This is a genomic window from Pseudomonas sp. Sample_24, from assembly GCF_004307605.1.
In the GTDB taxonomy this organism is placed as follows: domain Bacteria; phylum Pseudomonadota; class Gammaproteobacteria; order Pseudomonadales; family Pseudomonadaceae; genus Aquipseudomonas.
The window spans coordinates 3,122-19,495 of record NZ_RCNW01000422.1 but is presented as its reverse complement, the minus strand read 5'-3'; the positions used below and the strand labels follow the sequence as shown (position 1 = coordinate 19,495).

Here is a 16,374-nt window from a genome sequence, read left to right as displayed (position 1 = left end):
GCGCACGAACGAAGTCGGCGTCGTAGTGCATGGCTTCGTCGTCGCCGGCGTCCTTATCGGCCACCTGCGCCATGAAACGCTCGGCCTGGTCTTCCGCGTCATTCAACTCGGAGTAGGCGTTGGCGATTTCACGGCCACCGATGAACAGTTCGAAACGGTCGGTAACGTTCGGGTTATCGTCGTTGCGACGGGCCAGCGGCGACACTTCGAACGGGTACTGGGTAATGAAGTGCGGCTGTTCCAGCTTGTGCTCGACCAGTTCTTCGAAAATCATCACCTGCAGCTTGCCCAGTCCCTCAAAGCCCAGCACCTTGGCGCCGGCCTTCTTGGCGATGGCACGGGCCTTGTCGATGTCGTTCAGGTCGTCAGCGGTCAGCTCAGGGTTGTACTTGAGGATCGAGTCGAACACCGACAGACGCACGAACGGCTCGCCGAAGTGGAACACCTTGTCGCCGTACGGCACGTCGGTGCTGCCCAGAACCAGCTGCGCCAGTTCACGGAACAATTCTTCGGTCAGGTCCATGTTGTCTTCGTAGTCGGCGTAGGCCTGGTAGAACTCCAACATGGTGAATTCAGGGTTGTGTCGAGTCGAGACACCTTCGTTACGGAAGTTGCGGTTGATCTCGAACACTTTCTCGAAGCCGCCAACCACCAGGCGCTTGAGGTACAGCTCAGGCGCGATACGCAGGAACATTTCCATGTCCAGTGCGTTGTGGTGGGTTTCGAACGGCTTGGCCGCGGCGCCGCCCGGAATGGTCTGCAGCATCGGCGTTTCCACTTCCAGGAAGTCGCGCTTCATCAGGAAGCTGCGGATGTGCGCAATCACTTGCGAACGCACGCGGAAGGTCTGGCGCACGTCTTCGTTGACGATCAGGTCAACGTAACGCTGGCGATAGCGTTGTTCGGTATCGGTCAGGCCATGGTGCTTGTCCGGCAGCGGGCGCAGGGACTTGGTCAGCAGGCGCACGGTGGTCATTTCAACGTACAGGTCGCCCTTGCCGGAACGGGCCAGGGTCCCTTCGGCAGCAATGATGTCGCCCATGTCCCAGGTTTTCACCGCGGCCAGGGTTTCTTCGGACAGGGTCTTGCGGTTGACGTAGACCTGGATGCGACCGGTCATGTCCTGGATCACCATGAACGAGCCACGGTTAAGCATGATGCGACCGGCAACCTTGACCGGGATCGCAGCCTCTGCCAGCTCTTCCTTGGTCTTGTCCGCGTACTGTTTCTGCAAGGCATCGCAGTAGTTTTCGCGGCGGAAGTCGTTCGGGAAGGCGTTGCCCTTGGCGCGCTCGGCAGCCAGCTTTTCCTTGCGCAGGGCGATCAGGGAGTTTTCTTCCTGTTGCAGGGCTTGCGGGTCGAGTTCTAGGTCGCTCATGTCTTTAAATATTCCATCAGGTTCGTTGCCCCCGGGCCCTGCGGCCCGGGGATCGCCAGCAGGCTGGCTCCTACAGGGATCGCGCTGAATCAGCGATCCTGTGTGCGTCTTTTACAGCCCGGATTTCAGGCTGGCTTCCAGGTACTCGTCGATGTCGCCATCGAGCACCTTGTCGCAGTCGCTGCGTTCGATGTTGGTGCGCAGATCCTTGATCCGCGAGGCATCGAGCACGTAAGAGCGGATCTGGTGACCCCAGCCGATATCGGACTTGGTGTCTTCCAGCGCCTGCGAGGCCGCATTGCGCTTCTGCATTTCCTGCTCGTACAACTTGGCCCGCAGCATTTTCATGGCGGTGTCCTTGTTGGCGTGCTGGGAACGTTCGTTCTGGCAGCTGACCACGGTGTTGGTCGGTACGTGGGTGATACGTACGGCCGAGTCGGTGGTGTTTACGTGCTGACCACCGGCACCGGAGGAACGATAGGTGTCGATCCGCAGGTCTGCCGGGTTGATTTCGATTTCCACCTTGTCATCGATCTCTGGCGAGACGAAAACAGCGGAGAACGAGGTGTGACGACGGTTGCCGGAGTCGAACGGGCTCTTGCGCACCAGACGATGCACGCCGATTTCGGTACGCAGCCAGCCAAAGGCGTACTCACCCTTGATGTGCACGGTGGCGCCCTTGATCCCGGCGACTTCACCGGCAGACAGCTCCATGATGGTCGCGTCGAAACCGCGTTTGTCGGCCCAGCGCAGGTACATGCGCAACAGGATGTTGGCCCAGTCCTGGGCTTCGGTGCCGCCGGAGCCGGCCTGGATGTCCAGGTAGGCGTTGTTCGGGTCCATTTCGTGGCTGAACATGCGACGGAATTCAAGCTTGGCGAGGTTTTCCTCGAGACGGGCCAGTTCGGCGACGACATCGCCCACCGCGCCTTCGTCATTTTCTTCGACGGCCATGTCCAGCAGGTCGCGGCAATCGGCCAGACCGGCGTTCAGTTCGTCCAGGGTTTCGACGATTTGCGCCAGCGCAGAGCGCTCGCGGCCCAACTCCTGGGCGTACTCAGGTTTGTTCCAGACACTCGGATCTTCAAGCTCGCGATTGACCTCGGTCAGACGCTCATGCTTTTGATCGTAGTCAAAGATACCCCCGAATGGTTTCGGAGCGCTCGGACAGGTCCTTGATGGTGTTAAGGATCGGGTTGATTTCCATGGCGGGCAGCACTCGTTGGCGAACTTTTGAAAGCCGGCGAGTATAACGGCAAACGGCTGGGAACGGCAGTCCGCTTGGCTGAAAAGGCAGGTTTGCAGGCGAACTTTGCAACGATGCGAAACCTGTGGGAGCCGGGCTTGCCCGCGATGGCGGCGTGTCAGTCGATGCAGTATCGCTTGTCAGGCCCTCATCGCGGGCAAGCCTGGCTCCCACAGGTTCTGCGTCGTTTGGTAGAAATTGCAGATTACCCGATCCCTACCTGATTTCGCCCATTGTGCTTGGCCAGATACAGCCCCTTGTCCGCCGCCAGGATCAGTTCCCGGCAGTTGCTGCCGGGTGTCGGTGTGACGGTCGACAGGCCGATGCTGATCGTCAGGCTTGAGCCTTCGCTCGGGGAAATGTGCGGAATCTTCAAGGCTTCCACGGTCATGCGCAGTTTTTCCGCCACCAGCCGCGCCCCGCCCTGGGACGTATTGGGCAACACCAGGGCGAACTCTTCTCCGCCGTAACGCGCCGGCAAGTCAGAAGGACGGGAGCTGGCATCGCGGATTGCCGCGGCAACCTTGCGCAGGGCTTCATCGCCTTCCAGGTGGCCGAAACTGTCGTTGTAGGTCTTGAAATAATCCACATCGATCATCAACAACGACAATTGGCTTTGTTCACGTAGTGAACGCCGCCATTCAAGCTCCATGTACTCATCGAAATGCCGACGGTTCGACAGCCCGGTCAGGCCATCGGAGTTCATCAGGCGTTGCAGCACCAGGTTGGTATCGAGCAATTGCTGCTGGCTGACCCGCAGCGCACGGTAGGCGGCATCGCGCTGCAACAGGGTCATGTAGGAGCGCGAGTGATAGCGGATCCGCGCCACCAGTTCGATGTTGTCCGGCAGTTTGACCAGATAATCGTTGGCCCCGGCCGCGAACGCCGCGCTCTTGATCAGCGGGTCTTCCTTGGTCGACAGGACGATGATCGGAATGTCCTTGGTCGCCGGATGGTTGCGGTACTCACGCACCAGGCTCAAGCCGTCGAGGCCAGGCATGACCAGATCCTGCAGGATCACCGTCGGCTTGATACGCACCGCATGGGCGATGGCCTGGTGCGGATCGGAGCAGAAGTGGAAGTCGATGTTTTCTTCGTTCGACAACCCGCGCCGTACCGCCTCGCCGATCATCGCCTGATCGTCCACCAATAACACCATGGCGGCATTTTCGTCAGTCTTGAAGTCGTCGAGCTGTAAATCATTCATGTGCGTTCACCTGAATACTGCTTGGGCCAGGATTGCTGATAGAGGTAGTCATTTTGCAAAGATCTCCAGCAAACGTGGCGCGATCTTGTCCAGCGGGCGTATTTCCACAGCGGCATCGATGGCCGCAGCCGCCTTCGGCATGCCATACACCGCGCTGCTGTTCTGATCCTGTGCGATGGTCAGATAACCCTGCTGGCGCATGAGTTTAAGCCCCTGGGCACCATCACGCCCCATACCGGTGAGCAAAACGCCGACCGCGTCACCGTTCCAGTACCTGGCCACACTCTCGAAAAACACATCGATCGAGGGGCGATAAATCTCATTGACCGGTTCGGCGGTGTAGGCCAGCGTGCCGTTTTTCAACAAGCGGATATGGTGGTTGGTGCCGGCCAGCAACACGGTGCCACTTTGTGGCGGCTCGCCTTCCTGTGCCAGGCGCACGTTGAGCCCGCTGGCGCTACTGAGCCATTCGGCCATTCCGGCGGCAAACACCTGGTCAACATGCTGGACCAGCACGATGGCCGGGGAAAAATCCCTCGGAAGTCCCTTGAGCAGGACTTCCAGTGCCGCCGGCCCGCCAGCGGATGAGCCAATGGCAATCAGACTCTGGCGCGAACCAGCACTGCGCAGCGGGCCCGGCACTGATCGCTCGCGGTTGCCCTTTTCGCCGATCAGCCAGCCCACATTCATGATTTTGCGTAACAGCGGCGCTGCCGCTTCCTGGGCATTGCCGGCTCCGATGGCCGGGGTGTCGACCACGTCCAGGGCGCCATGGCCCATGGCTTCGAAGACCCGATGCACATTCTGTTGACGATCGACCGTGACGATGACAATGGCGCAGGGCGTTTCGGCCATGATCCGGCGAGTCGCCTCCACCCCGTCCATCACTGGCATGATCAGGTCCATCAGGATCAGGTCCGGGGTCTGTTCGGCACACATCTGCACGGCTTCCCTGCCGTTGCCGGCCACCCAGATCACCTGGTGCGCCGGCTCGAACGCCAGCGCCCGGCGCAGGGCTTCTACGGCCATGGGCATGTCGTTGACAATTGCGATCTTCATGCCCGCGCTCCTCCTATGAGCTCAACCACTGCATCAAGCAGGGCGTCATCATGAAAACTGGCTTTGGCTAGATAATAGTCGGCTCCGGCATCCAGTCCACGGCGACGGTCCTCCTCTCGATCCTTGTAGGAAACCACCATCACCGGCAACGATTGCAGGCGGTTGTCCCGCCGCAACAACGACACCAGTTCGATACCGTCCATGCGCGGCATATCGATATCGGTGATCAACAGATCGAAATCTTCCGAACGCAATGCGTTCCAGCCGTCCATGCCGTCCACCGCCACGGCCACGTCATAGCCGCGATTGAGCAGCAATTTGCGTTGCAGTTCGCGCACAGTGAGCGAGTCATCCACCACCAGAATCCGCTTGCGTGCCGCTTCGGCCGCCTGGTTGCTGTGACGGGCGATGCGCTCCAGGCGCCCGGTGTTGAGCAGTTTGTCCACCGAACGCAACATGTCCTCGACGTCGACGATCAACACCACCGAGCCATCGTCGAGCAAGGCTCCGGCGGAAATGTCCTGGATCTTGCCCAGGCGCTCATCCAGGGGCAGCACCACCAGCGTGCGCTCGCCGATAAAACGCTCGACCGCGACGCCATAAACGGTATCGCGCTCGCGAATGACCACGACTTTCAAGGTCTGCTGATTGCCCTGGCTCGCCGGACGTTGCAGCAATTGGCTGGCGGCGACCAGTCCGACGTGCCGGCCTTCATGCCAAAAATGCTGGCGGCCCTCGACCTGAACGATGTCCCCCGGCTCCAGATCGCACATGCGTTCGATATGCGCCAGCGGAAAGGCATAGGCTTCGTCGCCGACTTCCACCACCAGGCTGCGCACCACCGACAGGGTCAGCGGCACCTCCAGGTGAAAGCGGCTGCCCTCGCCCGCCGTCTGCTCCAGTACCACCGCGCCACGCAACTGGCGGACCATGTGCTGCACCGCGTCCAGGCCGACGCCGCGGCCGGAGACTTCAGTGACCGTGTCGCGCAGGCTGAAACCCGGCAGGAACAGGAACGTCAGCAGTTCCTCTTCGCTCAACTGTGCGGCGGTTTCGGCCGGGGACAATTGGCGTTCGATGATGCTGCGACGGACCTTTTCCAGATCGACACCGTTGCCATCATCACTGAGTTCCAGCACCAGCAATCCGGCCTGATGGGAAGCACGAAGGCGGATCAGGCCTTCCTCGGGCTTGCCGGCCAACAACCGTTGCTCCGGCGATTCGATGCCGTGATCGACGGCATTGCGCAGCAGGTGGGTGAGTGGCGCTTCGAGTTTTTCCAACACATCACGGTCGACCTGGGTTTTCTCGCCCTCGATCTCCAGACGGACCTGCTTGCCGAGACTGCGGCCCAGATCGCGGACCATGCGCACCTGACCGGTCAGCACATCGGCGAATGGCCGCATGCGACAGGCCAGCGCCGTGTCGTACAACACCTGTGCCCGCTGACTGGCCTGCCAGGCGAACTCATCGAGTTCGGCGTTTTTTTCCGCCAGCAACTGCTGTGACTCCGCCAGCAGTCGACGAGCATCTTCGAGGGCTTCCCGGGCTTCAAGGCTCAGGGCGTGTTCCTTGAGATGGACGTTGAGATTTTCCAGTGCTCGCAGGCTGTTGTTCTGCATGCGCTTGAGGCGCTGCATGGTGGCCAGGTGCGGCTTGAGCCGCAGGGTTTCCACCAGGGATTTACTCGACAGATCGAGCAGGCTGTTCAGACGCTCGGCGGTCACCCGCAACACGCGCTCGCCGTTTTCGGTGGTGCGTCTGGTCTTCTTCGGCGCGGCGGGCGGCGCTTCAATCTCCGGTTCCGGGACTTCAACCTTGGCCACCGCAGCTTCGAGCTGAAGCTCTGCCATGACCGGAGCGGGCGTTGCCTTGGCCGGCATGACGGCGGCAGCCGGATCGAGCAAGCGCGCCATCAGCGCGACATAGGCTTCGATATCCACAGGCAGCGGGGCGTTGCCGGGTGTGGCGATGCGCATCAGCAAATCAGTGCCTTGCAGCAACGCATCGATATGTTCGGGGCGCAGGTACAACCGCCCTTCCTGGGCGCTGACCAGGCAGTCCTCCATGACGTGCGCGACACTGACGCCGGCATCGACGCCGACAATTCGTGCTGCGCCCTTGAGCGAGTGCGCCGCGCGCATGCACGACTCGAGCTGATCGGCCTGGGTCGGGTCGCGCTCCAGCGCCAGCAGACCTGCGCTCAAAACCAGGGTCTGGGCTTCGGCTTCGAGGCTGAACAGCTCCAGCAAAGAGGCATCACGCATTTGCTCGGGGGTCATGTGAGGCTCCGGGTCACGGCGGACAACAGCTGTTCTTCATTCAGCCAACGCAGGCTGCGACCTTTGAATTGCAACACGCCTTGGGTGTATTTGGCATTGGCCTGGTTGCCGGATTTCGACGCAGCCTCGAGCACAAGCTCGTCGATGGCGTGAATCCCGTCCACTTCGTCCACCGGTACGACCACCGGCCCACCGTGAGCGGCGATGATCAGCATGCGCGGCATGACCCGCGCGCCCGTCGCCACGCTGCTGACGCCGTCGAGCCCCAGCAATTCGACCAACGACAGGCACGCCACCAGCGCACCGCGTACGTTCGCCACACCGAGCAAGGCCCGCGAACGCTGGTGCGGCAGGGAGTGAATGGCTTGCATCGGCGCCACTTCCACCAGGCTGCGCGTCGCCAGCCCCAGCCATTCTTCACCGAGGCGGAACATCAGCAGCGAGCGGGTTTTCACCTCGCTCTGCAACGTACCGGACACATGTTCACGGTCTTCCTGCTGCAACGCATAGCGATCCAGCAAACGTGTCGCCGCCGCCGAATACACCGCGCAATTACGGCAATGAATGTGTTCGATCAACAACGGACAGGATTTGTCGCCATGGATCCCGATGCGGTTCCAGCAATCATCGATGGCCTGGGCATCTTCATGGGTGACGCTAAAGGTGTCGGAGGCGATCATCGTTTACGCTCACTGTCAGCGGCGCGCTCGCTGCGGGCGGCGCGTTCCTGCAATCGTCGGGCTCCCGCCGTATCGCCCTGGGACTGCAGCAAGGCGGCCAGATGCATCAATGCGTCGGGATGTTGCGGTTCGAGGTACAACGCCTTGCGGTAAAACCCTTGGGCCTCCAGAACACTGCCGGCGACATCGCTGAGCAAACCCAGCCAGTAGAAAACCTGGGCCACCGGCTCATGGCTGCGCAAGTAACTGTCACACGCGGCGCGAGCCTCGGTACTTTTGCCTTCATTGGCCAGCGCGGCGATGTTCGCCAGCAGCCTGGCGGCGTCGGTGTTGCCTGTGTTCGCCGGTGGCACAGGGCGTGCAGTGCTGGTGAATGGGCGCTTGCTGGTCGCAGGGGCAAGCACATTGCGCAGGGGTTGCGGCACCCGTAAAGGTGTGGGGACGAAAGCTGGCAACGGCTCTGACTCCGCCGGGCTCTGCCGGCTGAAGGCAAAGGATTGCGGGATACCGATCGAACGCATGCCCAAACGCCCCAACAGACTGCCTTCGGCCGGTCCGATAAACAACACGCCATCCACATGAGTCAGGCGCTTGAGCACCTCGAACACTTGTTTTTGTGTGGCCAGATCGAAGTAGATCAGCAGGTTGCGGCAAAACACGAAGTCATAGGGTGGCTCGTTGACCAGCAATGCCGGATCGAGCAGGTTGCCCACCTGCAGGTGGACTTGATCGAGCACTCGCGGACTAAGCCGATAGCCGTCGCCTTCGGCGGTGAAATGCATGTCGCGAAACGTGATGTCCTGACCGCGAAACGAGTTCTTGCCGTACCGCGCGCGCCGGGCTTTGTCCACCGACAGCGGGCTGACATCCATGCCTTCGACCTTGAACTGGTGCGGTTTTAACCCGGCATCCAGCAGTGCCATGGCAATCGAGTAAGGCTCCTCGCCCGTGGAGCACGGAAGGCTGAGAATCCGCAGGGCACGCATATTGTTGATGTCTGCCAACCGTTTGGTCGCCAGTTTCGCCAGGGTGGCGAAAGATTCCGGGTAACGAAAAAACCAGGTCTCGGGAACGATCACCGCTTCGATCAACGCCTGTTGTTCGTCGGCAGACGCCTGCAAGGTACGCCAATATTCATCCGCCGACTGCGCCGAAGCCGCCGCACTGCGTTGACGCACGGCACGCTCGATGATCGCCGGACCGACCGACGTCACGTCAAGGCCGATGCGCTCTTTGAGGAAATCGAAAAAACGCTGGTCGCTGGTCATGGCCGGCCCTCAAGCAGCGTCAGGTCCAGAGGTGGCGTCGGAAACAGCAGCGCACGCACCGAGGTATCCAAGAGATCGGCGACTCGCACCCATTGCAACAGGCCGTGGGCATCTTCGCGCACCGGCCCCAGGTACGGGGCCTGGCGATTATCCAACCCATAAGGCTGAAAATCCGCCGGGTTGCAACGCAAGGTGTCCGTGGCCTGTTCCAGAATCAGCCCGAGCAGTTGCGCCTGTGCGCTTTCATCCGGTCGGTAATGCACCAGCACCAGCCGCGTGCTGGTGCGCGCTTGCGATGGCGTACCAAACGTCAAAGCACCAAGGTCGATCACCGGCACCACCGCACCGCGATAGGCAAACACCCCCGCAACCCATTGCGGCGCGTGGGCGATGGGTTTCAATGGCAGGCGCGGCAGCACTTCCGCCACTTCGATGGCCTGCAAGGCATAGCGCTCGCTGCCGATGCGAAACACCAGAAACAAGGCGTGCAACGCTGGCTTAACGGCGCTGCGTTTGGCCGTCATTTCGCTCATCAGACTTTGAATCGCGAAACGCCGCTGCGCAGCCCGACGGCCACCTGGCTCAATTCATCGATGGCGAAACTGGCCTGACGCAGGGATTCGACGGTCTGGCTGCTGGCATCGCCCAATTGCACCAGCGCATGGTTGATCTGCTCGGCACCGGTGGCCTGGGCCTGCATGCCCTCGTTGACCATCAACACCCGCGGTGCCAGTGCCTGGACCTGATGGATGATCTGCGACAGTTGCTCGCCAACCTGCTGCACTTCCGACATACCACGGCGCACTTCTTCGGAGAACTTGTCCATGCCCATCACACCGGCCGACACCGCCGATTGAATCTCGCGCACCATCTGCTCGATGTCATAGGTCGCAACTGCGGTCTGGTCGGCCAGGCGTCGCACTTCGGTGGCGACCACGGCAAAACCGCGACCATACTCGCCGGCCTTCTCGGCCTCGATGGCGGCGTTGAGCGACAACAGGTTGGTCTGGTCGGCGACCTTGACGATGGTCACCACCACCTGGTTGATGTTGCCCGCTTTCTCGTTGAGGATCGCCAGCTTGGCGTTGACCAGATCCGCCGCGCCCATCACCGAGTGCATGGTTTCTTCCATGCGCGCCAGCCCTTGCTGGCCGGAACCGGCGGCGACCGAGGCCTGATCGGCGGCGGTGGACACCTCGGTCATGGTGCGCACCAGGTCCCGCGATGTTGCGGCGATTTCACGGGAGGTCGCGCCGATTTCAGTGGTGGTGGCCGCCGTCTCGGTGGCGGTGGCCTGCTGCTGCTTGGAGGTGGCAGCGATTTCGGTGACCGACGTGGTGACCTGTACCGAAGAACGCTGCGCCTGGGACACCAGCGAGGTCAGTTCGGCCATCATGTCGTTGAAGCCGGTTTCCACTGCGCCGAATTCGTCCTTGCGCTCAAGATTCAAACGGCTGCTGAGGTCGCCGGTGCGCATGATTTCGAGAATTTTCACGATACGATTCATCGGCGCCATGATGGCGCGCATCAGCAACAGGCCACAGAGAGCCGCGGCCAGCACGGCGATCACCAGCGAGATACCCATGATGACTTTGGCGGTGAGCACTGCGTCATCAATGGCCGCGATATCGGCGTCCGCCACGGCCTTGTTATGACGAAGAATGTCACTGACCTTCATGCGACCCGCTGTCCAGGTCGGGGTCAGTTCAGCCGTGAACATGTTGATGGCCTCGGCGTTCTGGTTGCGTTTATGCAACTCGATCACCGCGGCCAGAATCCGGTGGTAGTCCTCATGGATTTTTTCGAAGGCTGCGTACTCGCGCTTGTCTTCTTCGTCGGTAATCGTTTGGCGGTAGAGCTCCATCTGCTCTGTCAACCGCGCAGCGTAGCCCTTGAAGTTGGCCGCTTCCTCTGCCGTGAAGCCCTGCCCTTGCTCGAGGCCGAGCATGGCCTGAATGTGTACATAGCTGTCGGACCACGCGCCCCGAATCATGGAGCTGTAATACAGCCCTGGCAGCGCATCCTCGCGCACGCTGGCTTCGCTGTCTTCGATCTTCAACAGCCGGGAATACGAGACGACCACCATCAGCAGCATGATGGCGATGATTACCGCAAAGCTCGCCAAAATGCGTTGGCGCAACGTCCAGTTCTTCACAGTCAGTCCTCGGGGCATATTCGAAATGCGGGGAGTATAGCCGAGGGCGCTGTTTCATTTATAAGACGGTTGCGCTCCACTTCGCATCCCGCGCAAAAAAGCGTGGGTGGGCTCTGGGGAGGGACTGTCCGTCAATTGGGAGGTCGGGTGTTAGGGGTAAATCGGTAGAAAGGGACGGTGGAATGGTCATTGAGCCGAACGCGGAGCGTCCGTTGAGGCATTCCCACGCAGAGCGTGGGAACGATCATGATCCTGAACGATGGCGTTTGCAGAACTTAAACAGCAGCCTGGCGAACCTGTTTCTCAAGTTCAGCCTTCAGGCCCGGCTCTAGTTTGAGTTGACGCGCGAGTTCGTCGAGGTAGGATTTCTCCATGAAGCTCTCCTCATCCACCAGCATCACACTGGCAATGTACATCTCGGCGGCCATTTCCGGGGTGCTGGCGGCGCGGGCGACATCGGCGGGGTCCAACGGTTTGTTGAGTTCGGCGTGCAGCCAGTGCTGCAGTTCCTGATCGTTGTCGAGCTTGGTGAACTCGCCTTCGATCAGCTCGCGCTCACGGGCATCAATGTGGCCATCAGCCTTGGCCGCCGCGACCAGCGCCTTGAGAATCGCCTGGCTGTGCTGCTCGACTTGCGCCGCGGGCAAGCGATCAAGGGTCTGCGGCTCGGTCTTCGGCGCCGTGCCCTGCTGAGCCTGCCAATTGCCATAGGCCTTGTAGGCAATCACGCCCAATGCCGCGAGGCCGCCATAGACCGCAACCTTGCCGCCGACCTTGCGCGCCTTCTTGTTGCCGAGTAACAAGCCCATTGCACCTGCCGCCAAGGCACCGCCACCCGCACCGGAAAGCAGACTGCCGAGGCCGCCCGAACCGCCGTTACCGCCGAGCAACCCGCCGAGAGCGCCACCGGACGGTTTGCCCTGCGCCCCGCCTGCCTTGTTCTGCAACAGGTCCTGACCGGACTTGAGCAGTTGATCGAGCAATCCACGGGTGTTCATTTTTTGCCTCCACTAAAAGGTTTGACCAAACCTTGAGGCCACCAGCCTAGATCGAAAGTGCCGCAACCTGACCTGCGAGAGTGCTTCCAGATGTTGCTCGAAGTCAGCCTGCCTTTCGTAAAAATGGATATACACTCGAACCTATCGATAAAAACCGCCCACTGGGTTTCCTCTCATGATGACCTTGCGTCAGATCCGTCATTTCATCGCCGTCGCCGAGACCGGTTCGATCTCCGCCGCCGCGCAAACCGCGTTCATTTCCCAATCGACCCTGACCCTGGCGATCCAGCAATTGGAGGAAGAGATCGGCGTCAGCCTGTTCAATCGCCACGCCAAGGGCATGACCCTGACCCATCAGGGCCACCAGTTCTTGCGTCAGGCGCACTTGATCCTTGCCACTGTCGACAACGCCAAACGCAGCCTGCAACAGAGCACCGACCAGGTCGCCGGGCAGTTGATCATCGGCGTGACCAGCCTGGTGGCCGGTTATTACCTGGCGGATTTGCTGACCCGTTTCCAGCGCGCCTACCCCAACGTCGAGATCCGCGTGATGGAGGACGAGCGCCCCTACATCGAGCATTTGCTGGTCAGCGGTGAGATCGATGTCGGCGTTTTGATCCTCTCCAACCTCGAAGATCGCCACGCCTTGCAGACCGAAGTGCTGACCCATTCGCCCCATCGACTGTGGCTGCCGGCCCAGCATCCACTGCTGGAGCACGACAGCATCAATCTCGCCGACGTGACCCGCGAGCCGCTGATTCAACTGAACGTCGACGAAATGGACCGCAACGCCCAACGGATGTGGACGGCAGCCTCGTTGCAACCGCGTATCACCTTGCGCACCGCCTCGACCGAAGCGGTGCGAAGCCTGGTGGCCGCGGGTCTGGGTGTTTCGATCCAGCCAGACATGACCTATCGCCCGTGGTCACTGGAGGGCGACATCATCGAAGCACGGCCCATTGCCGACTTGAGCCAGACCCTCGATGTCGGCCTGGCATGGCGCAGGGGCACGGCGCGGCCGGCGCTGGTCGACCCGTTTCTTACTGTTGCGCGGGAACAACCCCACGGCGGACGCAAGCCATCTATTTAATCGAATGCCACCTTCAGTATTTAGAATTTGTCGACCTCGGGGCCGCGCACTAGTCTTGCTGCATCTATATAAGACGGTCGGCCCCCCGGTCACAGGGGAACCGCATGGCCACACAAGAAAAGAGAACTCGAAGAATGACTGGTGCACAGACCCCGTTGTTCACCGCATTGTTGATCGATGGTGAATTGGTCGCCGGACAAGGCTGTGCCGAACCCATCATCAATCCGGCCACGGGCGAAATCCTCACGCAGATTTCCGAAGCCAGCACCGAACAAGTCGAAGCCGCCATCCTCGCCGCCCACCGCGCCTTTGCCGGTTGGTCCCGGACTACGCCGCAACAGCGCTCGAACCTGTTGCTGGACATCGCCAACGCCATCGAAAAAAACGCTGACCAGCTCGCCCGTCTCGAAGCCCTGAATTGCGGCAAGCCGCTGCACCTGGCCCGTCAGGACGACTTGAGCGCGACTGTCGATGTGTTCCGTTTTTTTGCCGGTGCAGTGCGCTGCCAGACCGGCCAGCTCAGTGGCGAATACCTGCCGGGCTACACCAGCATGGTGCGGCGCGATCCCATTGGTGTCGTGGCGTCCATTGCGCCGTGGAATTACCCGATCATGATGGCCGCGTGGAAAATCGCCCCGGCCCTGGCCGCCGGCAATACGCTGGTGTTCAAGCCCTCGGAGCACACGCCGCTGTCGATCCTGGCTCTGGCGCCAGCGCTGGCCGAGATCTTGCCGCGCGGTGTGATCAACATCGTGTGCGGTGGCGGCGAAGGGGTTGGCAGCCATTTGGTCAGCCATCCAAAAATCCGCATGGTGTCGCTGACCGGCGATATCGTCACGGGCCAGAAAATCCTCCAGGCCGCCGCCAAAACCCTCAAACGCACCCACCTCGAACTCGGCGGCAAAGCCCCGGTGATTGTCTGCAACGATGCCGACATTCAAGCGGTGGTCGAAGGCGTGCGCACCTATGGCTATTACAACGCCGGCCAGGATTGCACCGCCGCGTGCCGGGTTTATGCACAGGCCGGGATACATGACCGCCTGGTGGCTGAACTCGGTGCCGCCGTCAGCAGCCTGCGGTTTGCCGGCAAACGCGATGCCGACAACGAAATCGGCCCGCTGATCAGCACCCGCCAGCGCGACCGCGTGGCCAGTTTCGTCGAGCGTGCCCTCGGCCAGCCGCACATCGAACGGGTGACCGGTGCCGCGGTACATTCCGGCGCCGGGTTCTTCTATCAGCCGACGTTGCTGGCGGGCTGCAAACAAAGCGACGAAATCGTCCAGCGCGAAGTGTTCGGGCCGGTGGTCACCGTGACGCGTTTCGATGAGCTGGAACAAGCGGTGGACTGGGCCAACGATTCCGAATACGGCCTGGCGTCATCGGTCTGGACCCAGAACCTGGACAAGGCGATGCAGGTCGCCGCGCGGTTGCAGTACGGCTGCACCTGGATCAACAGCCATTTCATGCTGGTCAGCGAAATGCCCCATGGCGGGCTCAAGCGCTCGGGTTATGGCAAAGACCTGTCCAGCGATTCGCTCCAGGACTACAGCGTGGTGCGCCACATCATGGCGCGCCACGGGCAACATCTCTGACTACGCTAATAACAAGCCGCCAACGGCATGCTTCACCACGTTCAAAACTGCCCCGACCATAATTTGAAGAAGAGGGAATACCCATGTTCGTGCACAAGACCGCACTGCTCAGTGCAATCACCACGGCGCTGCTGGCCAGCGCCAGCCTCCAGGCCGCCGAGCCGCTGAAAGCCGTCGGTGCCGGCGAAGGCCAACTGGATATCGTGGCGTGGCCCGGCTACATCGAACGTGGCGAAAGCGACAAGGCCTACGACTGGGTGACCGGTTTCGAGAAGGAAACCGGCTGCAAGGTCAACGTGAAAACGGCGGCGACCTCCGATGAAATGGTCAGCCTGATGGCCAAGGGTGGTTATGACCTGGTCACCGCCTCCGGCGACGCCTCGCTGCGGCTGATCGGTGGCAAGCGTGTGCAGCCGATCAACACGGCGTTGATCCCGAACTGGAAAAACCTCGATCCTCGCCTCAAGGATGCGCCGTGGTACGTGGTCAACAACCAGACCTACGGCACCCCATATCAGTGGGGGCCGAACGTGCTGATGTACAACACCAACGTGTTCAAGACTGCGCCTGACAGCTGGGGCGTGTTGTTCAACGCGGAAAATCTGCCGGACGGCAAACCGAACAAGGGCCGCGTTCAGGCCTATGACGGTCCGATTTATATCGCCGACGCCGCGTTGTACCTCAAATCGGCCAAGCCGGAACTGGGCATCCAGAACCCCTACGAACTGACCGAAGCGCAGTACAAGGCCGTGCTCGATCTGCTGCGCGCCCAGCAGCCGTTGATCCACCGTTACTGGCACGACACCACCGTACAGATGAGTGACTTCAAGAACGAAGGCGTGGTCGCGTCCGGCGCCTGGCCGTATCAGGTCAATGGCCTGATCAACGAGAAGCAGCCGATCGCGTCGACCATCCCGAAAGAAGGCGCCACCGGGTGGGCGGACACCACCATGTTGCACGCTGACGCCAAACACCCGAACTGCGCCTACAAGTGGATGGATTGGTCGTTGCAACCGAAAGTCCAGGGCGACGTGGCGGCGTGGTTCGGTTCGCTGCCAGCCGTGCCGGCGGCGTGCAAGGAGAGTGAATTGCTCGGTGCCGAAGGTTGCAAGACCAACGGTTTCGACCAGTTCGACAAGATCGCCTTCTGGAAAACCCCGCAAGCCGAAGGCGGCAAATTCGTGCCGTACAGCCGCTGGACCCAGGACTACATCGCGATCATGGGCGGCAGGTAAGCCGCTCTCCCCTGTGGCGAGGGAGCTTGCTCCCGCCGGGTGGCGAAGCCGCCATCCCTGTGGCGAGGGAGCTTGCTCCCGCCGGGTGGCGAAGCCGCCATCCCTGTGGCGAGGGAGCTTGCTCCCGCTGGGTGGCGAAGCCGCCATCCCTGTGGCGAGGGAGCTTGCTCCCGCTGGGTGGCGA

13 protein-coding genes are annotated in these 16,374 nt (G+C 61.2%); 3 read left to right on the top strand and 10 right to left on the bottom strand.

From position 1 onward, the window contains the following. The 10 genes from lysS to D8V06_RS24805 all read right to left on the bottom strand — a co-directional run. Positions 1–1,378, bottom strand: a 1,378-nt coding sequence (gene lysS, locus D8V06_RS24850) for a lysine--tRNA ligase (RefSeq protein WP_130932016.1), incomplete at its 3' end; no start/stop codon positions are given. 111 nt (positions 1,379–1,489) lie between these two features. After that, positions 1,490–2,585, bottom strand: a protein-coding gene (gene prfB / locus D8V06_RS24845) for a peptide chain release factor 2 (RefSeq protein ID WP_130904468.1) whose coding sequence is annotated in 2 segments (ribosomal slippage) — positions 1,490–2,512 and positions 2,514–2,585 — 1,095 coding nt in all. Because the reading frame shifts where the segments join, the coding sequence is not laid out codon by codon here. Between the two features lie 244 nt (positions 2,586–2,829). Then, positions 2,830–3,831, bottom strand: a complete 1,002-nt coding sequence (locus tag D8V06_RS24840; protein WP_056856286.1) for a PleD family two-component system response regulator — start codon at positions 3,829–3,831, stop codon at positions 2,830–2,832. A gap of 48 nt (positions 3,832–3,879) precedes the next feature. Continuing rightward, entirely contained in the window at positions 3,880–4,890 is a 1,011-nt protein-coding gene (locus D8V06_RS24835; protein WP_130904470.1) for a chemotaxis response regulator protein-glutamate methylesterase, read from the bottom strand. After that, positions 4,887–7,172: a hybrid sensor histidine kinase/response regulator gene (locus tag D8V06_RS24830; protein ID WP_130932008.1), complete on the bottom strand. Its 2,286-nt coding sequence runs from the start codon at positions 7,170–7,172 to the stop codon at positions 4,887–4,889. The genes D8V06_RS24835 and D8V06_RS24830 overlap by 4 nt, the downstream gene beginning before the upstream one ends. Next, positions 7,169–7,852: a chemotaxis protein CheW gene (locus D8V06_RS24825; RefSeq protein ID WP_056856289.1), complete on the bottom strand. Its 684-nt coding sequence runs from the start codon at positions 7,850–7,852 to the stop codon at positions 7,169–7,171. Before D8V06_RS24825 ends, D8V06_RS24830 begins: the two co-directional genes overlap by 4 nt. Further along, a complete protein-coding gene (locus D8V06_RS24820) occupies positions 7,849–9,120 on the bottom strand; it encodes a protein-glutamate O-methyltransferase CheR (RefSeq protein WP_130932007.1) in 1,272 nt (423 codons plus the stop codon). Before D8V06_RS24820 ends, D8V06_RS24825 begins: the two co-directional genes overlap by 4 nt. After that, complete coding sequence (locus D8V06_RS24815; RefSeq protein WP_130932006.1) at positions 9,117–9,653, bottom strand: chemotaxis protein CheW; 537 nt, start codon at positions 9,651–9,653, stop codon at positions 9,117–9,119. The genes D8V06_RS24820 and D8V06_RS24815 overlap by 4 nt, the downstream gene beginning before the upstream one ends. Next, positions 9,653–11,275 carry a methyl-accepting chemotaxis protein gene (locus D8V06_RS24810; protein WP_056856292.1) on the bottom strand — a complete coding sequence of 541 codons (1,623 nt, stop codon included), beginning with the start codon at positions 11,273–11,275 and terminating at the stop codon, positions 9,653–9,655. The genes D8V06_RS24815 and D8V06_RS24810 overlap by 1 nt, the downstream gene beginning before the upstream one ends. Before the next feature lie 275 nt (positions 11,276–11,550). After that, a complete protein-coding gene (locus D8V06_RS24805; RefSeq protein ID WP_130932005.1) occupies positions 11,551–12,273 on the bottom strand; it encodes a tellurite resistance TerB family protein in 723 nt (240 codons plus the stop codon). A gap of 175 nt (positions 12,274–12,448) precedes the next feature. Here D8V06_RS24805 and D8V06_RS24800 point away from each other — a divergent pair, with 175 nt between their 5' ends. The 3 genes from D8V06_RS24800 (at position 12,449) to ydcS (ending at position 16,190) form a co-directional block, all read left to right on the top strand. Then, entirely contained in the window at positions 12,449–13,363 is a 915-nt protein-coding gene (locus D8V06_RS24800; protein WP_056856294.1) for a LysR family transcriptional regulator, read from the top strand. A 134-nt stretch (positions 13,364–13,497) separates the two neighbouring features. After that, complete coding sequence (locus tag D8V06_RS24795; RefSeq protein WP_056856295.1) at positions 13,498–14,955, top strand: gamma-aminobutyraldehyde dehydrogenase; 1,458 nt, start codon at positions 13,498–13,500, stop codon at positions 14,953–14,955. A gap of 83 nt (positions 14,956–15,038) precedes the next feature. Continuing rightward, positions 15,039–16,190: a putative ABC transporter substrate-binding protein YdcS gene (ydcS, locus tag D8V06_RS24790; protein WP_056856296.1), complete on the top strand. Its 1,152-nt coding sequence runs from the start codon at positions 15,039–15,041 to the stop codon at positions 16,188–16,190. The last annotated feature ends 184 nt before the right edge of the window (positions 16,191–16,374 follow it).

Coding starts and splice junctions, on each gene's coding strand:
- D8V06_RS24835 (WP_130904470.1), bottom strand. CDS start 4,890: ATGAAGATCGCAATTGTCAACGACATGCCCATGGCCGTAGAAGCCCTG.
- ydcS (WP_056856296.1), top strand. CDS start 15,039: ATGTTCGTGCACAAGACCGCACTGCTCAGTGCAATCACCACGGCGCTG.
- D8V06_RS24840 (WP_056856286.1), bottom strand. CDS start 3,831: ATGAATGATTTACAGCTCGACGACTTCAAGACTGACGAAAATGCCGCC.
- D8V06_RS24815 (WP_130932006.1), bottom strand. CDS start 9,653: ATGAGCGAAATGACGGCCAAACGCAGCGCCGTTAAGCCAGCGTTGCAC.
- D8V06_RS24830 (WP_130932008.1), bottom strand. CDS start 7,172: ATGACCCCCGAGCAAATGCGTGATGCCTCTTTGCTGGAGCTGTTCAGC.
- D8V06_RS24805 (WP_130932005.1), bottom strand. CDS start 12,273: ATGAACACCCGTGGATTGCTCGATCAACTGCTCAAGTCCGGTCAGGAC.
- D8V06_RS24825 (WP_056856289.1), bottom strand. CDS start 7,852: ATGATCGCCTCCGACACCTTTAGCGTCACCCATGAAGATGCCCAGGCC.
- D8V06_RS24800 (WP_056856294.1), top strand. CDS start 12,449: ATGATGACCTTGCGTCAGATCCGTCATTTCATCGCCGTCGCCGAGACC.
- D8V06_RS24820 (WP_130932007.1), bottom strand. CDS start 9,120: ATGACCAGCGACCAGCGTTTTTTCGATTTCCTCAAAGAGCGCATCGGC.
- D8V06_RS24795 (WP_056856295.1), top strand. CDS start 13,498: ATGACTGGTGCACAGACCCCGTTGTTCACCGCATTGTTGATCGATGGT.